A 25656-nucleotide genomic window follows, 5' to 3' on the forward strand; every position below is an offset into this window, starting at 1 on the left:
TTTATGGCAAGTAGAAGAAATTTAAAGAAAAAAATAACCAATATAGCAAGTGATTTGTTTTTAGTCAGTTTGATGGAAGGTGTTAACCGTGAAGTAGTTTGCAACTCTGTACACAATGTGATCAAACTGATTATACGCATCAGTCACACTGAACCGGGTAACGTAAAAGGTTTCTACAAGAAACTGAATGAGGATTTGAACAAAGAAATAAAAGTGGTTGCAGACGAACTGGCTAAAGCTACAAAAGCATAAGATTTAAGGAATGAAAAAAGCTATTTGTGGTTTTATCTACTACAAACTATTGGGATGGAAGACTAAAGTATCCGTTCCCGATTATGACAAATATATTATCTGTGCCGCACCGCATACCACCAATTGGGATTTGTTCATAGGCAAACTGTTTATGGGAGCTATAGGTCGCGAAACCGGTTTTATGATGAAAAAAGACTGGTTCTTCTGGCCTCTAGGCCCTATTTTCCGCTGGATGGGAGGGATTCCCGTAGACCGTAGCCGCAAGACTTCATTGGTGGACCAGATGATTAAAATTGCCAAATCGAGTCAAAAATTCCATCTGGCTATCACTCCGGAAGGAACACGCAAAGCCAATCCCAATTGGAAGAAAGGGTTTTACTATATTGCGCAAGGGGCCGGTCTGCCTATTATTCTGGTAGCTATCGACTACGAGAAGAAATGCATCACAGCCGAAAAGGTAATACATCCCAGCGGTGATTTGGACAAGGATATGCGTGAAGTCAAATTGTATTATAAGAATTTCAAAGGCAAATATCCTGAAAACTTCAGCATCGGAAAAGTAGAATAACCCTTCCGTTGTAGTTCTTCAGATATGAAAACACTGATTATGCGGATTGTATTTTCACCCGCATAATCAGTGTTATTTGTATCTATTCTCTTGCTATACTCTCATCCCCATCCTCAAAATTATTCTTCTCTATCTTCACATTCCGGGTGTGAAGCAAGCGGAAACGGGACTTGTTATGATGAAAAGCCGGATAATCCGTATTCTGGCGGATCACATTGTTTTTAAAGATCAATCCGTCAATGGATTTTGCAAAAAGGACAGGGCGGTCAAAGGTTTCAAAATAGTTATCTTCAATCACTACTCCTTTTTCTCCTTTTCCACCATGGAAATATTTTTTCTGATGCTCCAAATCGGGAATCTCCGGATAAATAGAGATAACAGCTTCCGTAAACTGGAACATATTAGTCAATGCGTTGATAAAACGATTGTTACGAATCAGCACATTCCGGCAAGCTCCCGTTTCAAACCAGCCGTTACAATCACCGCACAGCAATATGGCTGTTCCTGATGTATGATCAAACAGGTTACGCTCTACCACCGTTTTCAGGGGAGTGCTGAACAGCGTACCGCGTGCTCGATTATTACGAATGACATTATCCGCAAAATAAACTTCCGGACACCAGGACAGGTTTTCAATGCCGAAACCTTCTTTATCCGTAATCTCCGCATCCAAAGGCTCGGCAAAAGTGATACGATATTCTTTTGCACCTTTCACCGTATCTTTGTCATTGGGCAGGATTTCCTTCACCCGGTTCTTTCCACCGGTCAGTTCCATGGTGGCGGAACGTACAAATTGTACTTCATCGCCATTCACGCCCCATTCGAATCCGTATGCTTGCGGATGCATGTATCGGGCAATCACCGTATGGTCATCAAGGCGTTGCTTGATTTTCAAATAAGTACCATGTACATTAATCGCATCATCCATCATTCCTTCATACAACCCGTTGCGAGAATCAATCTTCCCCCGGCAACTGGAGAAATGGGTAGCATCCGCCTGCGTGGTAAAGTAACGCGGATCCTTATCGCCACGAAGACAAACGCTGAATTCATCCAACGTGATATTTTCACATAACTGGGCCAGCAGTCCCATACCTTCGGCATAATGCACTTTCACATTCTGCAAACGGGTGTCTTTATCATTGGACAAGAATATACCCGGAGCAGGACGATAATAAGTACGAAGAGCCACCACTGTCCCCGGTTTCAACCGGGCGTCTTTCCATTGAGGAGCATGGTAGACACGTGGAGAGATTTCCTTCAATCCTTCCATAGGACACCATAAGTCACTGGTGCGGTATACCAGACGCTTTGTCTTTTCTTCAAAAGCAATCCCTCCCTGGGGAGCACTGGACCAGCCTTCACCGTATGCTTCGAAAAAACCTTTCTCATTGATACGGCATTTCACCCATGCGGCAGGTTCAAAAGTAATTCCCTCCTCTCCGCTTTCCAATATCTTGACATGAGCAATATGAGGAGTCTCAAAATCTATGCTGAAATTACGCAAAGTACAATTCTCTGAACGAAGCAGAGAAAGTGGAAGCATACGTCCATGAAAGATAAAATCGGCGCCCTGTCCGTCCACCGTCAGCCCCTTCCAATCCTCCAAAGGGAAACCTACCGTTTTCGGATTGTCCTGATCATGATTGGAAATATAATACTCACGGACAGCCGCCCCTTCAGGATGGAAATCGTAACGTCCGGATTCAAAAAGCAGAGTGACCTTATCACCCAAAGCAACTTGAGACTTGATGTCTTGTAACGCCTTCTGCAATTTGGGTGAAAGATTCTCGTGTGTGTCCGGTACCAGACCATAATTTCGCATTTCGACTACCTTACTTCCGGCAAAAGCGGAAACAGCCAGCCATACGAAGCAGAAATTAAAGATAATTCGTTTCATTTAGGTTCATTATAGATTAGTTAGAATGACAAAACTAACAAAAATTCCTAACTTCGCAACCATAAATAAAGAAGAAAACAACATGAAAAAGATATTTTTGTCCTTCCTGCTGGTAATGGCAGGAATATCACACACTTTGGCACAAGGGTTAGATGGTAATGTGGAACAACGTCTAAAAGATTTTTTCACCCGGTACGAAACATCTTATGCCAACATAGGTAAGTGTAAATTAGACCGTTATGAAGTAAATCATGACAAAAAAAGACTGAATGTATATGCCAGCCCCAGCTTCGGCTACCAACCGTTTACCCCCGAAAAGACAGAAGCTATCTACCGGTTACTTAGACAAAGCCTACCCGGTCCTGTAAATTATTACGATATAACCATCTATGCCGATGGCAAATCAATCGAAGACCTGATTCCCAACTATCTGAGAAAGAAACAGGACAAAAGCCGCTTATGGCAACGGACAGATTATAAAGGTGATCCATGGGTAAAAAATATTTCCCGCCCCTTTACTGCCGGCAAAGGACTGGAAGGCAGACACATCGCCCTTTGGCAAAGCCACGGAAAATATTATAAAAAGGACAAGGGATGTTGGGAATGGCAACGTCCCCGCCTGTTCTGTACCACAGAAGACTTGTTCACCCAATCATTCGTCATACCTTATATTATACCCATGCTGGAAAATGCGGGAGCCATAGTTTATACCCCTCGTGAACGTGACTGGCAACGCAATGAGGTGATTGTGGATAATGATACCCATCCCCAAGGTTGCATCTATCAGGAGATAAAAAGCCGGAAAGGTAAATGGAAAACCGCCCCCACCCCGGCATTCGCTCAAAAACGATTGGTTTACCGGGACGGACAAAATCCTTTTGAAGAAGGTACAGCCCGCTTTGCCTCCACCGAGAAAAAACCGGAAAAAGCCTTTGCACAATGGATTCCCCATATTCCCGAAACAGGAAAATATGCCGTCTATGTGACTTATCAGACTTTACCCGGAAGTGTGAGTGACGCTAAATATCTGGTTTTCCATAAAGGGGGTGTCACCGAATTTCTGGTCAACCAACAAATAGGGGGAGGAACCTGGGTTTATCTGGGCACTTTTGAATTCGACAAAGGAACCAACGATTACGGTATGGTGGTACTAAGTAATGAGAGCAGACAAAAAGGAGTGGTATGCGCCGATGCCGTCCGTTTTGGCGGAGGAATGGGAAACATATCGCGCGGTGGAAAAACCAGCGGCCTGCCCCGTTATCTGGAAGGGGCACGCTATGCCGCACAATGGTCGGGTTTTCCTTATTCGGTTTACAGTCCCAGCGAAGGTAAGAATGACTATACCGATGATATAAACGCCCGCAGCCGGATAATAAACTATCTCAGCGGAAATTCTGTGTACAATCCAAAGGAGAAGGGATTGGGCGTTCCTTTTGAAATGACCTTGGGAGTGCACAGCGATGCAGGTTTTTCCAAAGAAGATGATTTAATAGGCACGCTGGGTATCTATACCACCGATTATAATAATGGTGAACTGAACGCCGGTATCTCCCGTTATGCTTCCCGCGACTTGGCGGACATGGTACTGACCGGTCTGCAACAGGATATCTCCGCCCAATTCGGTATCCGGTGGCAACGCCGCAGCCTGTGGAACCGCAATTACAGCGAGACCCGTCTGCCTGCCGTTCCCTCGATGATTCTGGAACTCCTCTCCCACCAGAACTTCGCCGATTTGAAATTGGGGCACGATCCGCGTTTCAAGTTTACCGTAGGACGTTCTGTTTACAAATCCATACTAAAATACCTGAGTACCATGCATGGGACGGATTACGTAGTCCAACCTTTACCGGTAAATAACTTTGCCATTCACTCCGGAAGTAGGAAAAACACCTTCCAACTAACTTGGCAAGCGGTAGACGACCCGTTGGAACCGACTGCCAAAGCTCAACAATACATAGTCTATACCCGTCTGGGACATGGTGGATTTGACAATGGAACGTTAGTACGCGGTACTGAATATACCTTCGAAGCCGAACCGGGACTGGTATATAGTTTCAAAGTAACCGCAGTCAACAAGGGCGGAGAAAGTTTTCCTTCCGAAATCCTGTCAGCCTATCAGGCAAAGAAAAGTAAAGGAACAATCTTGATAGTCAACGGATTCGACCGTTTAAGCGGACCTGCTACCGTAGAATCTCCTTTCTTGCAAGGCTTTGACTTGAATACGGATCCGGGAATACCTTATATAAATACACCCGCCTTCTGCGGAACGCAACAAAGCTTCGACCGCAGCCGCATAGGACGGGAGACTAAAGACGGGCTGGGATATAGCGGCAGCGAACTGGAAGGAATGTTGATAGCCGGAAATACTTTCGATTATCCGTTCATTCATGGAAAAGCCATCCAGGCAGCCGGAGGATACTCTTTTGTATCGTGTAGTGATGAAGCCGTTGAAAATGGTTTTGTCCGGCTGGCAGATTACCCCATTACAGACCTGATATTCGGAGCCGACAGGCGTCCTTTCTCCCACACATTGCAACAGTTGCTCACAACCTATTGTCAAGGAGGCGGCAACCTGATGCTCAGCGGCTCGTATATAGGAAGCAACATGAACAGTCCCACAGCACTGAACTTCACCGAAAACATATTAAAATATAGTTTCGGAGGCAGCATGATAAATTCCACTTCGGGAGAAATATATGGAGCCAACACCCGTTTCAGTATTCCCCGCACTATCAACGAGCAAACATACGCCGTACCCGCTCCCGACTGTCTGACCCCGATAGCCCCTGCTTACTCCGCTTTTGTATATAATCCGGGCAGTTACAGTGCCGGTATCGCCTATAAAGGCAAATATCGGACTTTTGTCCTGGGTTTCCCCTTTGAAAGCATTCAGGGAGTGAAGGAAAGAGCACGGGTAATGAGTGCCATCCTGGGCTTCTTTGGCAGCAAGTGATATTTTTAAACGAAAATAAAAGGGCAAATAAGAGGTTATTTCATAAAAACGCCTAACTTTGTCCGTATAAACCATTAAAATAAAACGACTATGTACACTATACAGACTAATGCCTCCGGCACACGCAGCATGGAAATCTCAGAAGAGAACCTGCAAACTATTGAGAAATATGCTTTATTCCAGCATCTGATAGACAGCAACGGTATCGTGGACGAGTCGGTGCTGGAGAAACTGAAGTTGAATATCCGTTCACTGATAACCAGCGAGGAAGGAAACAATAAAGAGCTGCTCGACCTTTGTATCGATGTAATTTATCATAATAACATGAAAGCTTTCGGACTTCATCAACTCATTCTGCTTTATATCCAATGGGAGAAAGAGAAAAATAAAGATGAAGAAGAGATATAATAAACAATCTCTGTGTTCTCTGTAGCAAAACAAAAAAAACAGTATTTATCATTGAAAGAATACAAACTTACAGACTGGTTGCCGACAACCAAGAAAGAAGTAGAGATGCGCGGATGGAATGAACTGGACGTAATCTTGTTCAGCGGTGACGCCTACGTAGATCATCCTTCATTTGGTCCGGCAGTAATTGGAAGATTATTAGAGGCGCAAGGTTTGAAAGTGGCCATTGTGCCTCAACCCAACTGGCGTGATGACCTGCGCGATTTTAAGAAGCTGGGACGTCCACGCCTCTTTTTCGGTGTGTCCGCCGGATGTATGGACAGCATGGTAAACAAATACACTGCCAACAAGCGTTTGCGCAGCGAGGATGCTTATACTCCCGACGGCCGCCACGACATGCGTCCCGAATATCCCAGCATCGTTTATACACAGATTTTAAAGAAAATCTATCCCGACGTACCTGTCATTCTGGGAGGTATAGAGGCATCTTTGCGCCGTGTCACCCATTATGACTACTGGCAGGACTGCCTGCGTAAATCAATTCTGATAGATTCCGGAGCCGATTTATTGATCTATGGAATGGGAGAGAAGCCGATTACGGAACTTTGCAAGAGAATGAAAGAAAGCAAAGACAGTCAGGACGGAGCCCATCTACCCTTACAAAAGGATATTCCCCACGATATACCACAAACGGCTTACCTTATCCGTAAGAAAGGATCAGTTCCGTCCGAGCACTCTGTAATTGAGTGTGTGAACGAAAAGCCAGATATCATCCTACACTCTCATGAAGCATGCCTGAAAGATAAAAAGAAACAAGCCGAGAACTTCCGCTTCATTGAAGAGGAAAGCAACAAGTACGAAGCCTCCCGCATCTTGCAAGATACAGGCAATGAAACAGTAGTAGTCAATCCGCCTTATCCTCCAATGAGCCAAGGCGAACTGGATCATTCTTTTGATTTGCCCTATACGCGTATGCCTCATCCTAAATATAAAGGAAAACGCATTCCCGCATTCGACATGATTAAATTCTCGGTCAATCTGCACCGTGGTTGTTTTGGCGGATGCGCCTTTTGTACCATTTCCGCCCATCAAGGGAAATTTATTGTAAGCCGAAGTAAAGAGAGTATCTTAAGAGAAGTGAGAGCCATAACTGAAATGCCTGATTTCAAAGGCTATCTGAGTGACTTGGGAGGACCTAGCGCCAACATGTATGCCATGCGTGGTAAAGATGAGAAAATTTGCCGGCGATGCAAACGGCCGTCATGTATCCATCCCAAAGTATGTCCCAATTTGAACACGGACCATCGCCCCTTATTGGATATTTATCATTCGGTAGACGCACTTCCCGGTATCAAGAAAAGCTTTATCGGAAGCGGTGTACGCTATGACCTGTTACAATATCAAAGCAAAGATCCGGCAGTAAACCGAAGTACGGCTGAATATACCCGCGAACTGATAGCCCATCATGTCAGCGGGCGCTTGAAAGTGGCTCCGGAACATACCAGCGACCAAGTGCTGCAAATCATGAGGAAACCTTCGTTTTCACAATTTTATGACTTCAAAAAGACTTTCGACAAAATAAATAAGGAGTTGAATATGCGGCAGCAGATTATACCTTATTTTATAAGCAGCCATCCCGGATGTACGGAAGAAGATATGGCAGAACTGGCAGTGATCACCAAGAAATTGGATTTCCATCTGGAACAAGTACAGGACTTTACTCCTACTCCGATGACTGTAGCCACTGAAACCTGGTACACAGGTTATCATCCATATACGTTGCAACCGGTATTTTCCGCTAAAACACCAAAAGAAAAACTGGCTCAACGGATGTTCTTTTTCTGGTATAAACCCGAAGAACGACGTGCCATCATCAATGAATTGCGCAAAATAGGACGCGCTGATCTGATAGATAAGCTGTATGGTAAATACAAAGCCTGAGTTTTAAATTCACCACAGATTATACAGATTTGATCTGTGGTGAAACTGTTTTTTAACGTCTTGTTTACCTTTCATCGTGTTTTGACGAAACACAGGAACAGGTACATGTGTTCCAAGTTACAGATATTGATATTTATTCCCCCCTAAACTTAATTAGAAAAGCACCGCAAATATTAATTGATAAAAATACGACCTATCCTATTGAATATCATTTATTTTTTGCTATCTTTGGGCAAAACCAACTTTTAAATCAATACTGCGTATGGAAACGTATCTATTCTGGATTGTGCCCATTGCCTCCCTCTTGGCATTGGTACTTGCATGGTATTTCTACAAACAAATGATGCTTGAAAGCGAAGGAACTCCGACGATGGAGAAAATCGCTTCTTATGTGCGCCAGGGCGCCATGTCCTATCTGAAACAACAATACAAGGTGGTAGGGCTGGTATTTCTGGGATTAGTTATTCTGTTTTCTATCATGGCATACGGCTTCAACTTACAAAATCCGTGGGTGCCCATTGCTTTTCTTACCGGCGGTTTCTTCTCCGGACTGTCCGGCTTTTTAGGAATGAAAACGGCTACATACGCTTCTGCACGTACCGCCAATGCCGCCCAGCACTCCCTGAACAAAGGACTGCGTGTAGCTTTCCGTAGCGGAGCTGTTATGGGGTTGGTCGTTGTCGGCTTGGGACTACTCGATATTTCTTTCTGGTACATATTATTGGACTATTGCATTCCCACAGACGCCTTGAACCCTTCTGCTAAATTATGTGTCATCACAACCACCATGCTTACCTTTGGTATGGGAGCCAGCACACAAGCACTTTTCGCCCGTGTAGGAGGTGGAATCTATACCAAGGCAGCCGATGTAGGTGCCGACCTGGTAGGTAAAGTGGAAGCCGGTATTCCGGAAGATGACCCCCGCAATCCCGCAACCATTGCCGATAATGTGGGAGACAATGTAGGTGACGTAGCCGGAATGGGCGCCGACCTGTACGAATCCTATTGCGGCTCTATTCTGGCTACCGCCGCTTTAGGTGCTGCCGCTTTTATTGGCTCGGATGATACCGTGATGCAGTTTAAAGCGGTTATCGCACCTATGCTGATTGCGGCAGTGGGTATCGTTCTCTCTATCATCGGTATTTTTGCCGTCCGTACTAAAGAAAATGCAGGAATGAAGGAATTACTCGGATCATTAGCCACAGGAACCAATTTAAGTTCGGTACTGATTGTCGTTGCCACTTTCCTTATCCTTTGGGCATTAGGTTTGGAAAATTGGGTAAACATTTCCTTTGCTGTGGTAGTGGGATTAATAGTAGGTATCGTTATCGGCCGTTCCACCGAATATTATACTTCTCAATCGTATAAACCCACACAACGGTTGGCCGAAAGTGGAAAAACCGGTCCGGCCACCGTTATCATTTCCGGTATCGGACTAGGTATGGTTTCCACCACCATCCCTGTACTGGCAGTAGTAACCGGTATCATCTTGTCCTACTGGCTCGCTTCAGGATTTGATTTTGCCAATATTTCCATGGGATTGTATGGCATCGGTATCGCTGCCGTAGGTATGCTTTCGACATTAGGAATCACCTTGGCTACCGATGCTTACGGACCGATTGCAGACAATGCCGGCGGTAACGCTGAAATGAGCGGACTGGGCAAAGAAGTACGCAAACGTACTGACGCCCTCGACTCGTTAGGTAACACGACTGCCGCTACCGGCAAAGGTTTTGCCATCGGCTCCGCAGCTCTGACCGGACTGGCCCTGCTGGCATCCTATGTAGAAGAAATCCGTATCGGATTAACCCGGTTGGGGCAAACCATTCTGGAATTACCAAACGGCATTACCGTAGATGTTCATAACGCCAGTTTCACTGACTATATGCTTTATTACGATGTAACCCTGATGAACCCCAAAGTGCTAAGCGGCATGTTTTTGGGCAGTATGATGGCATTCCTGTTCTGCGGTCTGACCATGAACGCCGTAGGCCGAGCAGCCGCTCACATGGTAGAGGAGGTGCGTCGCCAGTTCCGTGAAATAAAAGGGATTCTGACAGGAGAGGCAGAACCCGACTATGCCCGTTGCGTACAAATATCCACCAAAGGAGCACAACGTGAAATGGTATTCCCCTCTCTACTGGCTATCATTGCCCCTATCGCTACCGGACTGATTTTTGGTGTTCCCGGTGTTATCGGTCTGCTGATAGGTGGTTTGTCCTCGGGCTTCGTTCTTGCCATTTTTATGGCCAATGCGGGAGGCGCATGGGATAATGCGAAAAAATTTATAGAAGAAGGTAATTTCGGAGGTAAAGGAAGCGAAGTACACAAAGCAACGGTTACTGGTGACACAGTAGGTGACCCGTTTAAAGATACATCCGGACCCAGTTTGAACATTCTGATTAAACTGATGAGTATGGTCGCCATTGTAATGGCCGGACTGACAGTTGCTTGGAGTTTGTTCTGATAGAAAAACGGAAAGCCGCTTCGGAGGAGACGGCTTTCTAATTTTAAAAAAGATTCTGATAAACTATTTTTTAATACTTATCCGGATTTCCATTACTACCGAATGAATATGTAAAAGAAATCACAAACTATTTTTAGTCAAAACATTACAATTGAATTTGTTCAATATCTCCACACATCTCTCCACATTAGACGGACGGATAACCACATGTGCCGTATCTCCCTGAGCAAAAGCATACATATATTCAATAAAGATATTCTCTGCTGCCAGATAGTCCAAAACTTTAGCCAAAGAACCTGCCACATTCGGGCAACTGATACATACCACATCGGTCAGCATCACGGCAAAATTCTCGGCACGAAGTACTTCCACCGCTTTTTCCACATCCGAAACAATCAGGCGAAGTATACCGAAATCAGTAGATTCCGCCATGCTGAACGCATGCATATTGATATCATACTTTGCCAATGTCTTGGTTACGTCATTTATTCTTCCGGTTTTGTTTTCCAGAAAAACAGATAATTGCTTGATTGTCATATCGCATACTTTTTTATTTTAAAATCCGATTGTCTATCACACGTTTACTCTTACCTTCACTACGGGCAATGCTATTAGGTTCCATCAGCTTCACTTCGGCACTGATGGAAAGGACACTTTTCAGTTTGTCGCTCAATGCTTTCTTCATGGCAAGCATACTTCCCATATCATCCGAGAAGAAGTCTTTGCGGACTTCCACTTGTACCTGCAAAGAGTCGAGGTTATTCTTCCTATCCACCACCAGCATATACTGAGGTTCAAACTGAGGCATATCCAAAATAACACTTTCCACCTGAGACGGGAAAACATTGATGCCACGGATAATAAGCATATCGTCACTACGGCCTACAATACCCGACATACGGATATTGGTTCTTCCACACGGACATTCACCCTCCATCAGGGAAGTCAAGTCCTTCGTACGATAACGCAATAACGGCATCCCCTCCTTTGTCAAGGTAGTAAACACCAATTCTCCCACTTCTCCATCCGGAAGACGTTCCAGCGTTTCAGGATTAATGATTTCAGGATAAAAATGATCCTCATTGATATGTGATCCATGTTGCTCCTGACATTCGTAGGAAACACCGGGTCCCATAATCTCACTCAATCCATAAATATTATACCCTTTCAATCCCAGCCGCTCTTCTATCTCCTTACGCATACTTTCCGTCCATGGCTCGGCTCCGAAAGCTCCGATACGGAGATTGATATCATTCTTGGTCAATCCCATACGTTCCACCACTTCTGCCAGATAAAGAGCGTATGAAGGAGTACAGGCAATCCCCGTTATACCCAAGTCGCGAATCAGACGGACATGCTTTTCCGTATTTCCAGTAGAAGCCGGGATAACAGTCGCCCCCAGATTCTCCACCCCATAATGTGCGCCCAACCCGCCTGTAAACAAGCCATAACCATAACTGACAGAAAAGGTATCATTACGGGTAACCCCGTATGCTGAAAGACAACGTGACATCACTTCGGACCATACAGACAAGTCACGACGCGTATATCCCACAATGGTAGGATTCCCGGTTGTCCCCGAAGAAGCGTGTACACGTACAATTTCCGAAGCAGGAGCAGCCTGAAGACCGTATGGATAATTATCACGTAAATCCTGCTTGGTAGTAAAAGGAAGTTTTACGATATCTTCGATAGTCTGGATATCATCCGGAGACAAATCCATCTCCTGCATCTTGTTACGATAAAAAGGAACATTATGATAAACCAGGTTCACCAACTTGTTCAGACGTTTTCCCTGCAGAGCACTCATCTCGTCCCGACTCATGCACTCTTTATTTTTATTCCAAATCATAGCATTAGTGATTAATGATTAATGGTTAGTGGTTAATAGTGAGTGATTAATGGTTAGTGGCGAACCCTCCGCCAGGCATTAACCACTAATCACTAACCATTTACCACTACTTATGGTCTTCGTGAAAGGCTCTCATACGTTCCTCCATCACCGGATAAAGTTCATCGCGCATCCGTGACGTACAGGCGCGGACACCTTCCTGCTCGCTACCGGTAGTAGAAAGCGAGATGCTACTTACCCCATAATACAATAACTCCCGGAGCAATTCACCCCCTGTCATATTTCCGTAACCTATGGTAAAGAAGAAACCATCTCCCACCACCTGGGTAGCATCATAATCATATACGATATGGAAACCATTGTCGGTAAATATTTTCTTCATGCGTTCCGCACGACGGGCATATTCGCGGGTATCTTCCACAAAATTGATTTTACCTTCGGTGGACAGACGAAGCATTTCAGCGTATGCATACTGAGTGGAAGCCGTACATCCCGAAGTAATCATATAAAGAATGGAAGCAATCAGCGTAGGACCGAACACCCCTGCATCTTTATACCGTTCTGCCAAGGCAGGGAACTGGCGGTCGAACAGTTTGTCGCTGATACATGCCAATGCCATACGCTGTCCGGCATAACTGAATATCTTGGAAGAAGAAAGCATCAGGATATAATTATCCGTATATCTTGCCACAGTGGGCGGATAAGGCGGTTCGAAAGGATGCCCCATATCCCGACGGAAGTCCATGCAGAAATAAGCCAGATCTTCCATGACAATCACATCATACCGGGTTGCCAGTTCACCGATTATCTGCAATTCCTCCTCTTCCAGACAAATCCATGCCGGATTATTCGGATTAGAATAGATAATCGCTGCTATATCGCCTTTACTCAGGAAACTTTCCAATTTCTCACGCAAGAACTGTCCCCGATAATGATAGATATCAAACTCTTCCCACTCCACGCCGATAATGCGAAGCTGGGATTTCTGAATAGGAAATCCGGGATCAATGAACAATACCTTGTCTTTCCCCGGAATACGCTGCGTACAGGCTATGAACGAGCCGAATGAACCCGCCACCGACCCGGTGGTAGGCACACAAGCGCGCGGAGAGATATCCAGATTCAAGAAAGCTTTTACAAAACGGGAAGCCTCCTTTTTCAACTCGGGCACTCCTGCGGCAGCCGGATATTGCGATCCGACTCCCCTGTCCAAAGCAGCTTTCTCCGCTTCAATCCCTATCTGATTGGCGGCAAGACCGGGAGATCCCTGATCCATGCGGATAAAAGGAATCCCCGTTTCCTTTTCCAGATACTGGGCTACCAACAGCACATCACCGATAGTAGCCTGTGCAAGATTGGCGATGTGCAGTTCCTTCACCGCCTTCTCCACTAATTCTTCACTAAATATCTTCATGGCATTACCAGTTCTTTACCGCATTCAATCCTATATCAAAAGCCTTCTGATTCATTTCAACAATCTTCTCACCTTTTGCAGCAAACACACGCCCTATGCTTTCGCGCAACTGTTCCGGTGATACGATTTCAATATACTTCGCAGCCATGCCCAGCAGAATCACATTCGCGCATTTAGGCATACTGTTTTCTTTTGCCATATCCTCTATTTCCAACTTCACCACATGCGGAAGGCTCTCCAAAGCCCTCATCAGATCCACTTCTTCAGGATAATCAGGAATGTTCTTGAAAGGATTAGCGGAAGTAATCACCCAACCTTCTTCCTGCAAGTAAGGCAGATAACGCAACGCCTCCATCGGTTCCATGGAAATAATCAGATCCGCCTCACCCTGAGCGATCAGATCCGAATAAATCGTTTCGTCGGATAGACGCAGATTGGACTGCACATCTCCTCCGCGCTGGCTCATACCGTGTACCTCGGCCTGCTTCAAATTGATGCCTTCTGCCGTAGCAGCTTCTCCTATAATAGTAGCGATAGTCAGGATACCCTGTCCTCCTACGCCCGAAAGTATGATATCTTTTCTCATGCCTTATCTGCTTTTTTCTGTCTTAGTTTACGATTCAATGTCTGGATACACTCTCTGCGCGGAATAATGACAGACACCCCTTTATATTCTATTTCCTCACGAATGGTACGGGTGATTTCTTCCATATTCTTCGGTAATGGAACCACCACACGCACATGTTCGGGTTCTACCCCTAATCCCAGGCAGATCGCCTCGAATTTGTTCGTACCGGCAGAATCCTGTCCACCGGTCATGGCAGTAGTCAGGTTATCCGAAATCACCACCGTGATATTGGCATGGTCATTCACCGCATCCAGCAGACCGGTCATACCGGAATGAGTGAAGGTAGAGTCACCGATAACAGCAATGGCCGGAAATACCCCCGCATCGGAAGCACCTTTGGCCATGGTTATGGAAGCACCCATATCCACACAACTGTCGATAGCACGGAACGGGGGCAACGCACCTAATGTATAGCAACCGATATCACCGAAAATGCGTGCATCCGGATATTCCGCAGCCACCTTGTTCAATGCATCATACACATCCCGATGACCACATCCCTGACACAATGCAGGCGGACGCGGCATCACCACCTGAGACTTACCAAACGGACGTTTGATTCCCCATCCGATCGCCTCGCCCACATTATCCGGAGTCAATTCACCAGTACGCGGCAAAGTTTCCGTCAAGCGTCCCTTTACCTCATAGTCCGAGGAAAGTATCGCTTTTACCTGCTCTTCCACAAACGGCTGACCATCTTCCACTACCAGAACATATCCGCAGCGGTCTGCCATCGTCCTGATTTCTTCAGCCGGCAACGGATACTGCGAAACTTTCAATACCGGAATATGGCAACTGTCCGTATCCGCCTCCTTCACATAATTATAACCGATACCACAGGCTATCACTCCGAATTCATAATCATATTCGGGATTCAACCCTTCCAGATAATTATAAGGAGATTTGGAGGAAACTTCTTCCAGCTTCTCCTGCTTTTTCACTAAATCCAGATATTGTTTACGCGCATTACCCGGCAGCAATACCCAGTGGGCACGTTCATGATCAGGATTCAACTGATTTTCCTCACGGATATCGGCTACTTCCACACCGGCACGCGAATGTGCCAGACGGGTAACCACACGCATCAGCACCGGCAACTTCAGTTTTTCCGAGAGTGTATATGCGTAATCCATCATATCGTATGCTTCTTGTTGGGAAGACGGTTCCAGCATGGGAATCATAGCAAATTTCCCATAAAAACGTGAATCCTGCTCATTCTGTGACGAGTGCATGGAAGGGTCATCGGCAGCCAGCACCACCAGACCACCGTTCACGCCGGTTATGGCAGAATTGACAAACGCATCGGCAGCCACGTTCATGCCTACATGTTTCATACATACCAAAGCACGTTTTCCTGCGTATGACATACCCAATGCAGCCTCCATGGCCGTTTTTTCATTGGTACACCAAGTGCTGTGCAATTTTCTTTCCTTTGCCAAAGGATTATTCTGGATAAACTCTGTGATTTCAGTGGACGGTGTACCCGGATAGGCATATACACCCGATATGCCGGCATGTATCGCTCCGAGGGCAATTGCCTCATCGCCCAACAATAATTTCTTTTCAGCCATTATCTATTATTTTGTTAATTGTTTCATATCAATGTAAAGGGGTCTGCATCATCCAATACCGGGAATTTCTTCCTGAAAGCCTGCAATGCCTCCATATCTATATCAGCCGATACCGCACTTTCCCTGCTCCACGGACATTCGGCTATCGTTTTTCCGTAGGGATCGATAATGGCGCTGCCACCCGAATATTCACAGGCAGGATCAACTCCCATGCGGTTCACTCCGGCTACATAACACTGATTTTCAATAGCCCGCGCACGAAGCAGAGCGCTCCAGGCATCCACACGGGGAGTGGGCCAGCTTGCCACATAAAGTATCATGTCGTAATCCCCCAGGTTGCGTGACCAAACAGGGAAACGGAGGTCATAACATACCTCCAAAAGAATACGTACCCCACGGAAGTTCACCACCACACGCTCTGTGCCGGCAGTGAAACGCTTGTGTTCGCCCCCAAAGGTGAACAAATGTTTCTTATCATAATGCTGCACGGCTCCGTCCGGATGGACAAAGTAAAAACGATTATAATAGTTTCCATTCTCACATACAGCTACACTGCCTGCAATAGCACAATTCCGCTCGGCTGCCTTACGCTTCATCCAGTGCAGGGTTTCACTGTCGGCGCTCTCCGCAATTCCTTCGGGTTGCGTACAAAAACCGGTGGAAAACATTTCGGGTAAAACAAACAGATCAGCATCCGGCAGACAGCTTATCGCTTCGTCCGCCCTTGCTATATTGGCCTGTGGATTGGCCCATTCTATATTTCTCTGTAGAATTGTTATTTTCATTGTTTTTCATATTATAAGACCCACAAAGGTAACAAATATAATAAGATAGCAAGCATTTTATTACTAACTATTTCCTTTCACTCCCTTTTTTCTTACATGTTTTCATAAATATCCCCTATTTATTCCTCGATAAAAAAAGAGGAAGCGTCCTCTTCTGAGATTACGCTTCCTCCATCCATACTAATTAAATCTTAACTTTGCAGCCTGAAGACTACAGGAACAGTGTATTTCACCCTCACTGCTTTTCCTCTTTGCTTGCCGGGCTTCCATTTTGGCATGGAACTGATCACGCGGATTGCTTCCTTGTCCAGATACGGATCCACACTCTTCACCACTACCGGATTCAGGATCTCTCCATGAACACCCACAACGAACTGCACCACTACCCTTCCTTGAACTCCCTGCTCGGCACTGACGGTAGGATATTTGATGTTTTCACTCAGATACCTCATCAAATCAGCATTACCGTTACGAAATACCGGCATCTCTTCCACCACCACAAATTCCACATTTTCATCCACTACTTCTTCGGGTACTTCAATAGGGGTCGGTATAATTACCGGAGCATCCGTAGGGTCTGAAGCTGCAATATCGGTTTCTGTTTCCGTCGAGTTATTATCCACTATATTGAGTTCTTCCGGGTTGACGGCAGCCGGCGGAGGCGGTGGCGGCAGAGGTTTATCCTGATTATAGGTTACAGGAACTAATTCTTCAAAGAAATCCGGGTCACTGACTAAATCACTGATCGCGTAAGTTACATTACGTTCAGTCCATTCGAACGAAACAAACATAAACGACAGCGTCACAATGAGACCCATGAACAGCCAACGGGACTTACCCTTTTCAAGGTCGGCTCTTCGTGCTTTTTTCACTTCCATAACAAGTGTTTTTTAAATTAGACAATATGTGAGTAAAAATCTCAGTGTCCGCTTTTAAACTGGAAGTAAGATAGTAAAAATATAGATAAGTTAAAAGAAAAAGGAGTGTCTTATATTATTTTTTAATATAAAACACCCCAAATTCAATTCCGTTAAACAATTAATTAAAAATCAGCTGCTTATTTAGTTAATATTCAATTTTACGTTAACATATCCTGCTTACTCTACGGCAATGCCGGTTTCCGCCAATACAGACATCTTTTATCACAAACTCACCATCTCCTGCAGAATACCTACCGCAGTCTCTACCGTTTCCACATTCTTGACTACCATACTACGCTTGCCGTTCTGCTCACGCAAATTGCAGTAACGCGGATTCTTGCTCATGTAATCAATCACCTTGCCAAAAGCCGCACTTTGATAATAAGGACTTTCCTGATTACTGATAAAGAACAAAGTCATTCGTCCGGCTTTCAAGAATACTTTTTCCACCCCCAACCGTTTAGCCAATCTGCGCAAAGGTACGATACGCAGAAGTTCCAGCCCTTCGGGAGGAACCTTTCCGAAACGGTCCTCCAACCGTGCCTTGAAAGCGAGCAGGTCCTTATCCAATTCCAATCCGTCCAGTTCACGATAAAGCAACATACGTTCGCTGCTGCTGGGGATATACTCATTTGGGAAAAGCAATTCCAAATCACTTTCCACCTGACATTCATCCACAAAGTTCTCGCCACTGATTTTCTCTTCTCCCGCTGCCTGCAACTCCTCTGCATAAAGATCGGCAAACTCATCCTCTTTCAACTCTTTCACCGCTTCGGCCAGTATCTTCTGATAAGTTTCATAACCCAAATCGGCAATGAAGCCACTCTGCTCCGCCCCCAGCATATTTCCTGCTCCACGGATATCCAAATCCTGCATGGCTATATGGATACCGCTGCCCAAATCACTGAAATTCTCAATGGCTTGAAGACGGCGCTTTGCCTCGGGAGTCAGTGAAGTCAATGGAGGCGCCAACAAATAACAGAATGCTTTTTTATTGCTTCTTCCCACACGTCCACGCATCTGGTGCAAATCACTCAACCCAAAATTCTGCGCCTGGTTGATGATAATCGTATTGGCATTCGGTATATCAATGCCACTCTCGATAATGGTGGTTGCCAGCAGCACATCATAATCATAGTTCACAAAGTCGAAAATAATCTTCTCCAGCTTTTCGGGCTCCATCTGTCCATGACCTATGCAGACACGGCAATCGGGTATATTCCGCTTGATCATGGCTTCCAATTCTACCAGATTCTGTATGCGGTTATTGACAAAGAACACCTGTCCGTTACGGCTCATTTCAAAATTGATCGCTTCCGTTATGATATCTTCATTAAAGGTATGCACCTCTGTCTGAATGGGATAACGGTTGGGAGGCGGAGTCTGAATGACAGAAAGATCACGGGCGCCCATTAACGAGAACTGCAAAGTACGGGGGATGGGGGTAGCGGTCATAGTAAGTGTATCCACATTCACTTTCATCTGACGCAACTTCTCTTTCACACTAACTCCGAACTTCTGTTCCTCATCAATGATCAGCAATCCTAAATCTTTGAACTTAACGCTTTTACCGATGATTTTATGTGTACCGACCAAAATATTTATTTTTCCATCCGCCAGTTCCTTCACTATTCTGGAAACATCTTTCGCACTGCGGGCACGGCTCAAATAATCCACCTTACATGGAAAATCTTTCAACCGTTCGCTGAAAGTCTGAAAGTGCTGATAGGCCAGCACCGTAGTGGGAACCAGCACAGCCACCTGTTTGTTATCAGCCACAGCCTTGAAAGCAGCACGAATAGCCACTTCAGTCTTTCCGAAACCCACATCACCACACACCAGACGGTCCATAGGACGGTCGCTCTCCATATCGGCTTTGGCATCCTGAGTCGCCTTCAACTGGTCGGGGGTATCCTCATAAATAAAGCTCGCCTCTAATTCATGTTGCATAAAACTGTCGGGACTATACGAGAATCCTTTTTCCTGTTTACGTTGCGAATACAGTCTGATCAGGTCACGGGCTATATCTTTGATTTTGCTCTTGGTACGCTCTTTCATTTTTTCCCACGCACCGGTCCCCAATTTGTTCAGGCGGGGAGTTTCTCCCTCCTTCCCTTTATACTTGGATATTTTATGCAGGGAATGAATGGAAACAAATACCACATCCTCATTCTGATAAATAAGTTTAATCACTTCCTGGGTAGTATTTCCATTCGGAATGCGTACCAATCCGCCAAAACGGCCTACACCATGATCTATATGTACCACAAAGTCACCCGGCTCAAACTGGCTCAACTCTTTTAAGGTCAATGCCACCTTACCGCTACGCGCCTTGTCGCTACGAAGATTGTATTTATGGAAACGGTCAAAAATCTGATGGTCTGTAAAAAAGCAGCTTTTCAATACATTATCTGTAAAGCCCTCATGTAAAGTCTTGTTGACCGGAATGAACGTGATATGATCACCACGCTCCTCAAAGATATCTTTCAGACGCTTTGCCTGCTTCTCACTATCGGTACATATATATAAGGTGTAACCTCGTTTCTGATAATCAGTGAATGAAGTGCTTACCAAATCAAAATTCTTATGAAAAATAGGCTGGACCGTCGTATCGAAAGCCAACGTTGCCTGTGGAGTTCCTGTAGGTTTGTTACCAAATTCAATCCGTTTGAAATCCAAAGCCCGTACTGTAAATTCCGCCCCGTCTATCAGCTTCAGTTCCAAATTCATCAGTTCCGTCTTCTCTCCTTCGTATGCGGCAAGCGCCTGAGGAGAGAGTGCCTCCTCCCGTACTACCTGTATTCTTTCACGTACCCAAAGAAAGTCTTTCATTGCCAGAACTGTTTCCCGAGGAATGAATTCAAAGAAAGACACCCCGCTCTTGTCGGCGGCATTCGTCAGCTCGGGCACGATGGCAATGCTCTGTTTCTTCTCTTTCGAAAGCTGGTTTTCCACTTCAAAAGTACGGATGCTGTCTACCTCGTCACCAAAAAAGTCAATACGGTAAGGATACTCGGAAGCAAAAGAGAAGACGTCAATAATACTACCGCGTACAGCATATTGCCCCGGTTCATAAACATAATCCACATGCTCGAATCCGTAACCGGCCAGCACTTCCGTGATAAACTCTGTGTCCACATGCTCACCCACACCAAGTTTTAACGTCTTGTCCATCAGTACCTCTTGTGATACCACTTTCTCCGCCAACGCTTCGGGATAAGTCACCACACATAGCGGATCGCCTTTCTGTAAACGGCTCAACACTTCCGTACGCAGGATCTCATTGGCTGCATCTTTCTGCCCATATTTAACAGCCCGACGATACGAGGATGGAAAGAACAAAATATGCTCATCACCGTTCACCTGTGTCAGGTCATGATAAAAGTAACCCGCTTCCTCCAAGTCACCCAGTACAAATACAAATGTCTGTTTATTCTCTCTAAGAAAGGAGGAAACAAATAAAGCTGCCGCAGAAGCATGTAATCCTCCCAGGAAAATAGTCCTCACTGAGGAATCTTCCAATAACGCAGCCAGTCCCTTAGTGTTAGGATGACCGGCATAAACACGTTGCAATTCCGAAATATCCATATCTTTTTTTAAGATGGGGACAAAATTAAAGAAATATCTGATTACTTCCTCCTTTTTTTGCCAACTATTCAAGATTTTCCTATTTTTGTACGCTAATATATAACCCCATGGAAACAAAAGCAATAAACACAAAATTGAAAGGACACGCACGTGTAGATGTAGCTGATGTGCTACGCGGACTGGCAGTGATGGGAATCATCATCCTGCACTCTATCGAACATTTTAATTTCTACTCATTTCCCGATACAGCCGGACAAAGTGCGTGGCTGAACTTCTCGGACAAAGCCGTTTGGAACGGGTTATTCTTCATGTTCGGCGGAAAAGCATACGCCATATTCGCTTTACTTTTCGGTTTTAGCTTTTTTATTCAAGATGACAACCAACGCCTACGGGGCAATGATTTCCGTCTACGTTTTTGTTGGCGGTTAATTCTTCTTTTCCTGATAGGTAATATCAATGCCAGTTTTTTCACAGCGGAAGTACTGGTCCTTTATTCTTTAGTAGGTTTCATCCTGCCACTGACTTGCCGGCTGAAAGACAAATGGATATTTGCATTGGCATGTCTGCTATTGATCCAGCCATTGCCGCTTTATTATGTAATACGTGCCTGTCTCGATCCGGAATTTGTTACTCCGGCCATCCCCACCCGCAGCTTCTGGAATGCAACTTTTGCAGTGCAAAGCAATGGTAATTTTCTGGAAACCATCCGTGTCAATTTATGGGAAGGACAGTTGGCAAGCCTTGCCTGGGCCTGGGATCACGGACGGGTATTCCAAACAGCCGCCCTTTTCCTGCTCGGTATGCTGATAGGGCGCAAGGAACTTTTTTTGAAAGAGCACTTGAAGGTATGGAACAAGGTACTTGCAGGCTCACTCGTCGCATTTTTCCCTTTATATGGATTGGGCAATATGCTACCGGACTTTATCACAAATAAATCCATTCTGACCCCTCTTTCACTAATCATCACCTCGCTTTCCAATTTTGCATTTATGCTGATTCTGGTATCCGGTGTCGTCTTCGCTTTTTACAAGACAAACTTACACGACGGATTAATGAAAATAACGCCATACGGAAAGATGAGCCTTACCAATTATATTACTCAAAGTATAGTAGGTTCCATGTTATACTACAACTGGGGATTTGCATTGCACAATCAGTTTGGTATCACAGCCAGCTGCCTGGCAGGAATAGTTTTCTTCATCTTGCAATTCTCTTTCTGCCGCTGGTGGATGAATCACCACTCTCACGGCCCGATGGAATATATATGGAAACGGGCAACCTGGCTGAAATAAGCCAAGAACCGAAGTCTGCCCGCATTTGTTTATAAAAGACATACAAATAGAACTTTAAAATATGCGCGAAGAAATCATAAAACTATTAGACCAATATCGGTTAAAAGAAGCATTATCCCAAATGACAGGATATGCCACCCATACTTCCGACTGGCAATTAAAGAATGAGCTAGAAGCCCTGCAAACGTCATACGACCTGATGCTGCAATATACTTCAAAAGGGATGAAAGATCCCAATAAGGTGGAAATATACCATAAAATGTTACGCACGGCATACGAACTGGCCGACCGTATCCATATAGCCGTACAGGCAACACAAAATTACGGAGCCTATTATGACACAATGCGCACTTTTGTCCAAAGCCCTCCTCACAGCTATGCCGAATTACAAATGCAACTGGAGGCGTATACAGAAGATATGGCTACAGCACCATTGATATATACCACCGAGGCCAAAAGAAATGAAGAAATGGATGCCATGAGAAAACGTCACGAAACAGCTGTAGACGAATTATTTGAAAAAATATGGGTATCCACCCGGTGGAGTGAATCGGAATATGCTGAAGCGCAAACTTTGTTCAACTCACTATTGATCCAAGTCAACGACCTTTCCATAATGGTCAGCGCCGTTACCATGAGCCTGCTGCAAATATTCGACATCCGCAAGTTCATGTTTCTATTGAACGCCTATACCCATCAGGATACCATGCTGAATCAGCGGGCTATTGCAGGGATCGCACTAACATGCTACTATTATGAAAAGCGTATCCTTCAATACCCTGAAGCCGTGTCGCGCATAAATGAACTGAATGAAAATTCCGAGTTCATCAAAAACCTGCATCATATCCAGATTCAATTATTGCAATCTTCCCGTGAAACCCGAAAGATAGACAAGAAGATGCGTGAAGAAATCATTCCCGAAATGATGAAAAATCCCAAACTTAATTTGGAAGGACTGGATGAAGATGCCGAAGATCATAATCCGGAATGGGAAGAATGGATTGACCGTTCAGGCATTACCGATAAATTGCGCGAATTAGGTGAACTGCAAATGTCCGGGGCAGATGTGTATATGAGTACCTTTTCACAGCTGAAACAATTCCCGTTTTTCCGCAAAATTTCTCACTGGTTCTATCCTTTTGATCCCCAATATCAGGATATCGCCAAATTATCTCTCGGAAATGACGAACAAAAAATCTCTCTGCTCAACATTTTGATGAATTCGGATGTATTCTGCAATTCCGACAAATACTCTTTTTGTTTTACCATGTTACAAATGCCGGAAAGCCAAAGGAATCTCATGCAGCAACAATTGAACGGACAACATGAAGCTTCTGAAGAACTGAAAGAACGTTTAAAAGAGATGTCACAATCAAAAGCCCGCGCTGAATTCGTGAGCCGGCAATACATTCATGACCTCTACCGTTTCTTCAAATTATGGTCAAGAAGACATGAAATACATGACATTTTTGAGGACACTCTGGACTTATGGAATAAAGAAGCATTGTCTCAAGCCTTGTTACACAAAGAGTATATCAACAAACTGGCAGATTACCTATTCACACACGACGACTTGGCAGAAGCCGGAATTCTCTATGATAAATCAATTGAATTATACAATCGTAAAAATGCCGAATTATGGCAGAAAGCAGGTTTCATTTATCAGAAAATCGGTTCCTATAAAAAAGCGATAGATTATTACCTGCAATCAGATCTGCTGATCCCTGATAATACATGGAATAACCGCCATTTGGCACAATGTTATAGAAAAGAGGGAAACTACCCAAAAGCTTTGGAATATTATAACAAGGTGGAACAGGCACAGCCCGACAGTCTGAATCTGGCACTACAAATAGGACAATGCCTGATGGCACTGGAACGATACGATGAAGCACTGGCTTATTTCTTCAAAGTGGAGTATCTGGATAAAAAGCCACAGAATGCCCGACGCGCCATCGGATGGTGTTCCTTCATTACCGGCAACCATCAACAAGCCAAGAAATATTACGACTTGCTGATATCCGAGCCCAAGCCCATTATGGAAGACTGGATGAATGCAGGACATGTGTATTATATCCTGAATGAAACAGAAAAATCAATAGAATATTATCGCAAAGCCCAGGAACTATGCGACAGTCATGATGAGTTTGTCCGCCTTTACCAAATAGATAAGAAAGACTTGATAAAGCAAGGCGCCAATGAAGTAGACTTGTTTATACTTCCCGATGAATTAATTTAAAGGATTATAAAATAAATCTATTCGGGATAGAAGTTTGGTATAATTATATAAAACTTCTATCCTGACCGGATTCTCATCATCCAGACGATAATTGGCATGCACATTATAAGTGCTTAAACCATGATTCATACAATATCCGATATCATTAGGTAAGGCTGTTCTATTCCTCAACTGCCCAAGATTCAATAAAAAATAGAAGAAACTATCCACCCCATCATAATCAATCACATAAGCCTGTAAATTCAGATTCGCCTGATAGTTGATGTTATTATCATAATTATAATAAGTATGACAACTGGACACACTATCATTTGCCTCAGTAAAAACAGTCATCACCTCCTTCAACCGTCCCAACTGATCAAAAACATATTTTCCTTGCACTTTCTTCAAGAAACGATAATCGGAAGTAGCACGATAATCAGAATTGATAAAAATAGTATCTCCTTTATAATCATAGACAGTCTGTTTATCAGCTTCATAAACCTCTTCTCCTACCTTCAACATACAACGGGCCCTACTCTCCCTCGCCTTGCCTTTTCCTATTTGAAACGTAACATTGCAAAGCTTATTGCCGGTATTCAAACAATCCATCTGTCCGATGGTTATCTGGTCGCCCTCATACCTTACCGGGGTATCCCCATACTTTATAATTTTACCATCACGATCATATTCCAATTTCAAAACTTGTTCTTCCTCTCCCGTTAAATCGGTGACCTTAGTCACATATGTGTCAGCTTTTTTTTCTTTACAACCATCAGCAACAAACAAGAGAACTAACAAAGAAATATATTTTACAAACAACTTTATTTTCATAAGTCAAGTATCATCTCTATGCAAATAAAATAAAAAATATTAGAACTAAGTACAATTTGGAGCTT

General features: G+C 44.5%; 18 protein-coding genes. 8 read left to right on the forward strand and 10 right to left on the reverse strand.

Annotation, left to right across the window (positions count from 1 at the left end; genetic code table 11):
• Nucleotides 1-3: 3 nt before the first annotated feature.
• Both AB5062_RS06045 and AB5062_RS06050 read left to right on the forward strand, forming a co-directional pair.
• Entirely contained in the window at nt 4-252 is a 249-nt protein-coding gene (locus tag AB5062_RS06045; protein WP_005846136.1) for a hypothetical protein, read from the forward strand.
• Between the two features lie 10 nt (nt 253-262).
• Entirely contained in the window at nt 263-820 is a 558-nt protein-coding gene (locus AB5062_RS06050) for a lysophospholipid acyltransferase family protein (RefSeq protein ID WP_032945216.1), read from the forward strand.
• Nucleotides 821-902: 82 nt separating this feature from the next.
• On the opposite strand, the gene glaB is transcribed toward AB5062_RS06050, so the two are convergent.
• Nucleotides 903-2720 carry an alpha-1,3-galactosidase gene (gene glaB, locus AB5062_RS06055; protein ID WP_005846132.1) on the reverse strand — a complete coding sequence of 606 codons (1818 nt, stop codon included), beginning with the start codon at nt 2718-2720 and terminating at the stop codon, nt 903-905.
• 82 nt (nt 2721-2802) lie between these two features.
• Here glaB and AB5062_RS06060 point away from each other — a divergent pair, with 82 nt between their 5' ends.
• From AB5062_RS06060 to AB5062_RS06075, 4 genes are all read left to right on the forward strand, one after another.
• On the forward strand, nt 2803-5673 hold the full coding sequence (locus AB5062_RS06060) for a xanthan lyase (RefSeq protein ID WP_172770348.1): 2871 nt from the start codon (nt 2803-2805) through the stop codon (nt 5671-5673).
• 90 nt (nt 5674-5763) lie between these two features.
• Nucleotides 5764-6081: a hypothetical protein gene (locus AB5062_RS06065; RefSeq protein WP_005846128.1), complete on the forward strand. Its 318-nt coding sequence runs from the start codon at nt 5764-5766 to the stop codon at nt 6079-6081.
• Nucleotides 6082-6132: 51 nt separating this feature from the next.
• Nucleotides 6133-8022 (forward strand): YgiQ family radical SAM protein, encoded by a 1890-nt coding sequence (locus AB5062_RS06070; protein WP_032952589.1) that lies wholly within the window; start codon nt 6133-6135, stop codon nt 8020-8022.
• 262 nt (nt 8023-8284) lie between these two features.
• Nucleotides 8285-10489: a sodium-translocating pyrophosphatase gene (locus tag AB5062_RS06075; RefSeq protein WP_005846125.1), complete on the forward strand. Its 2205-nt coding sequence runs from the start codon at nt 8285-8287 to the stop codon at nt 10487-10489.
• Nucleotides 10490-10609: 120 nt separating this feature from the next.
• Here the strand turns inward: AB5062_RS06075 and AB5062_RS06080 are convergent, their stop codons facing one another.
• From AB5062_RS06080 to mfd, 8 genes are all read right to left on the reverse strand, one after another.
• Nucleotides 10610-11026, reverse strand: a complete 417-nt coding sequence (locus AB5062_RS06080; protein ID WP_005846121.1) for an ACT domain-containing protein — start codon at nt 11024-11026, stop codon at nt 10610-10612.
• A 13-nt stretch (nt 11027-11039) separates the two neighbouring features.
• Nucleotides 11040-12341, reverse strand: a complete 1302-nt coding sequence (locus tag AB5062_RS06085) for a phenylacetate--CoA ligase family protein (RefSeq protein ID WP_005846118.1) — start codon at nt 12339-12341, stop codon at nt 11040-11042.
• A gap of 106 nt (nt 12342-12447) precedes the next feature.
• Nucleotides 12448-13755, reverse strand: a complete 1308-nt coding sequence (locus tag AB5062_RS06090) for a pyridoxal phosphate-dependent aminotransferase (protein WP_005848625.1) — start codon at nt 13753-13755, stop codon at nt 12448-12450.
• A gap of 4 nt (nt 13756-13759) precedes the next feature.
• The gene (locus AB5062_RS06095; RefSeq protein WP_005846114.1) at nt 13760-14341 is read right to left on the reverse strand and encodes an indolepyruvate oxidoreductase subunit beta; all 582 of its coding nucleotides are present in this window, start codon (nt 14339-14341) and stop codon (nt 13760-13762) included.
• Nucleotides 14338-15954 carry an indolepyruvate ferredoxin oxidoreductase subunit alpha gene (locus AB5062_RS06100; RefSeq protein ID WP_032952524.1) on the reverse strand — a complete coding sequence of 539 codons (1617 nt, stop codon included), beginning with the start codon at nt 15952-15954 and terminating at the stop codon, nt 14338-14340. The genes AB5062_RS06095 and AB5062_RS06100 overlap by 4 nt, the downstream gene beginning before the upstream one ends.
• 23 nt (nt 15955-15977) lie before the next feature.
• Nucleotides 15978-16739, reverse strand: a complete 762-nt coding sequence (locus tag AB5062_RS06105; protein ID WP_032952525.1) for an amidohydrolase — start codon at nt 16737-16739, stop codon at nt 15978-15980.
• Between the two features lie 191 nt (nt 16740-16930).
• Complete coding sequence (locus tag AB5062_RS06110) at nt 16931-17617, reverse strand: TonB family protein (protein WP_005848631.1); 687 nt, start codon at nt 17615-17617, stop codon at nt 16931-16933.
• A 264-nt stretch (nt 17618-17881) separates the two neighbouring features.
• Nucleotides 17882-21247 (reverse strand): transcription-repair coupling factor, encoded by a 3366-nt coding sequence (gene mfd, locus AB5062_RS06115; protein ID WP_022508443.1) that lies wholly within the window; start codon nt 21245-21247, stop codon nt 17882-17884.
• A gap of 107 nt (nt 21248-21354) precedes the next feature.
• Here mfd and AB5062_RS06120 point away from each other — a divergent pair, with 107 nt between their 5' ends.
• A complete protein-coding gene (locus tag AB5062_RS06120; RefSeq protein WP_368324667.1) occupies nt 21355-22539 on the forward strand; it encodes a DUF418 domain-containing protein in 1185 nt (394 codons plus the stop codon).
• A gap of 61 nt (nt 22540-22600) precedes the next feature.
• Complete coding sequence (locus AB5062_RS06125) at nt 22601-24778, forward strand: tetratricopeptide repeat protein (protein WP_005846102.1); 2178 nt, start codon at nt 22601-22603, stop codon at nt 24776-24778.
• On the opposite strand, the gene AB5062_RS06130 is transcribed toward AB5062_RS06125, so the two are convergent.
• Nucleotides 24770-25591, reverse strand: coding sequence for a hypothetical protein (locus AB5062_RS06130; RefSeq protein ID WP_368326841.1), 822 nt, complete (start codon nt 25589-25591; stop codon nt 24770-24772). The genes AB5062_RS06125 and AB5062_RS06130 overlap by 9 nt on opposite strands.
• Between the last annotated feature and the right edge of the window lie 65 nt (nt 25592-25656).

This window comes from Phocaeicola sp. RTP21359st1_B8_RTP21360_211022 (assembly GCF_040911965.1).
GTDB classification, from domain to species: Bacteria; Bacteroidota; Bacteroidia; order Bacteroidales; family Bacteroidaceae; genus Phocaeicola; species Phocaeicola vulgatus.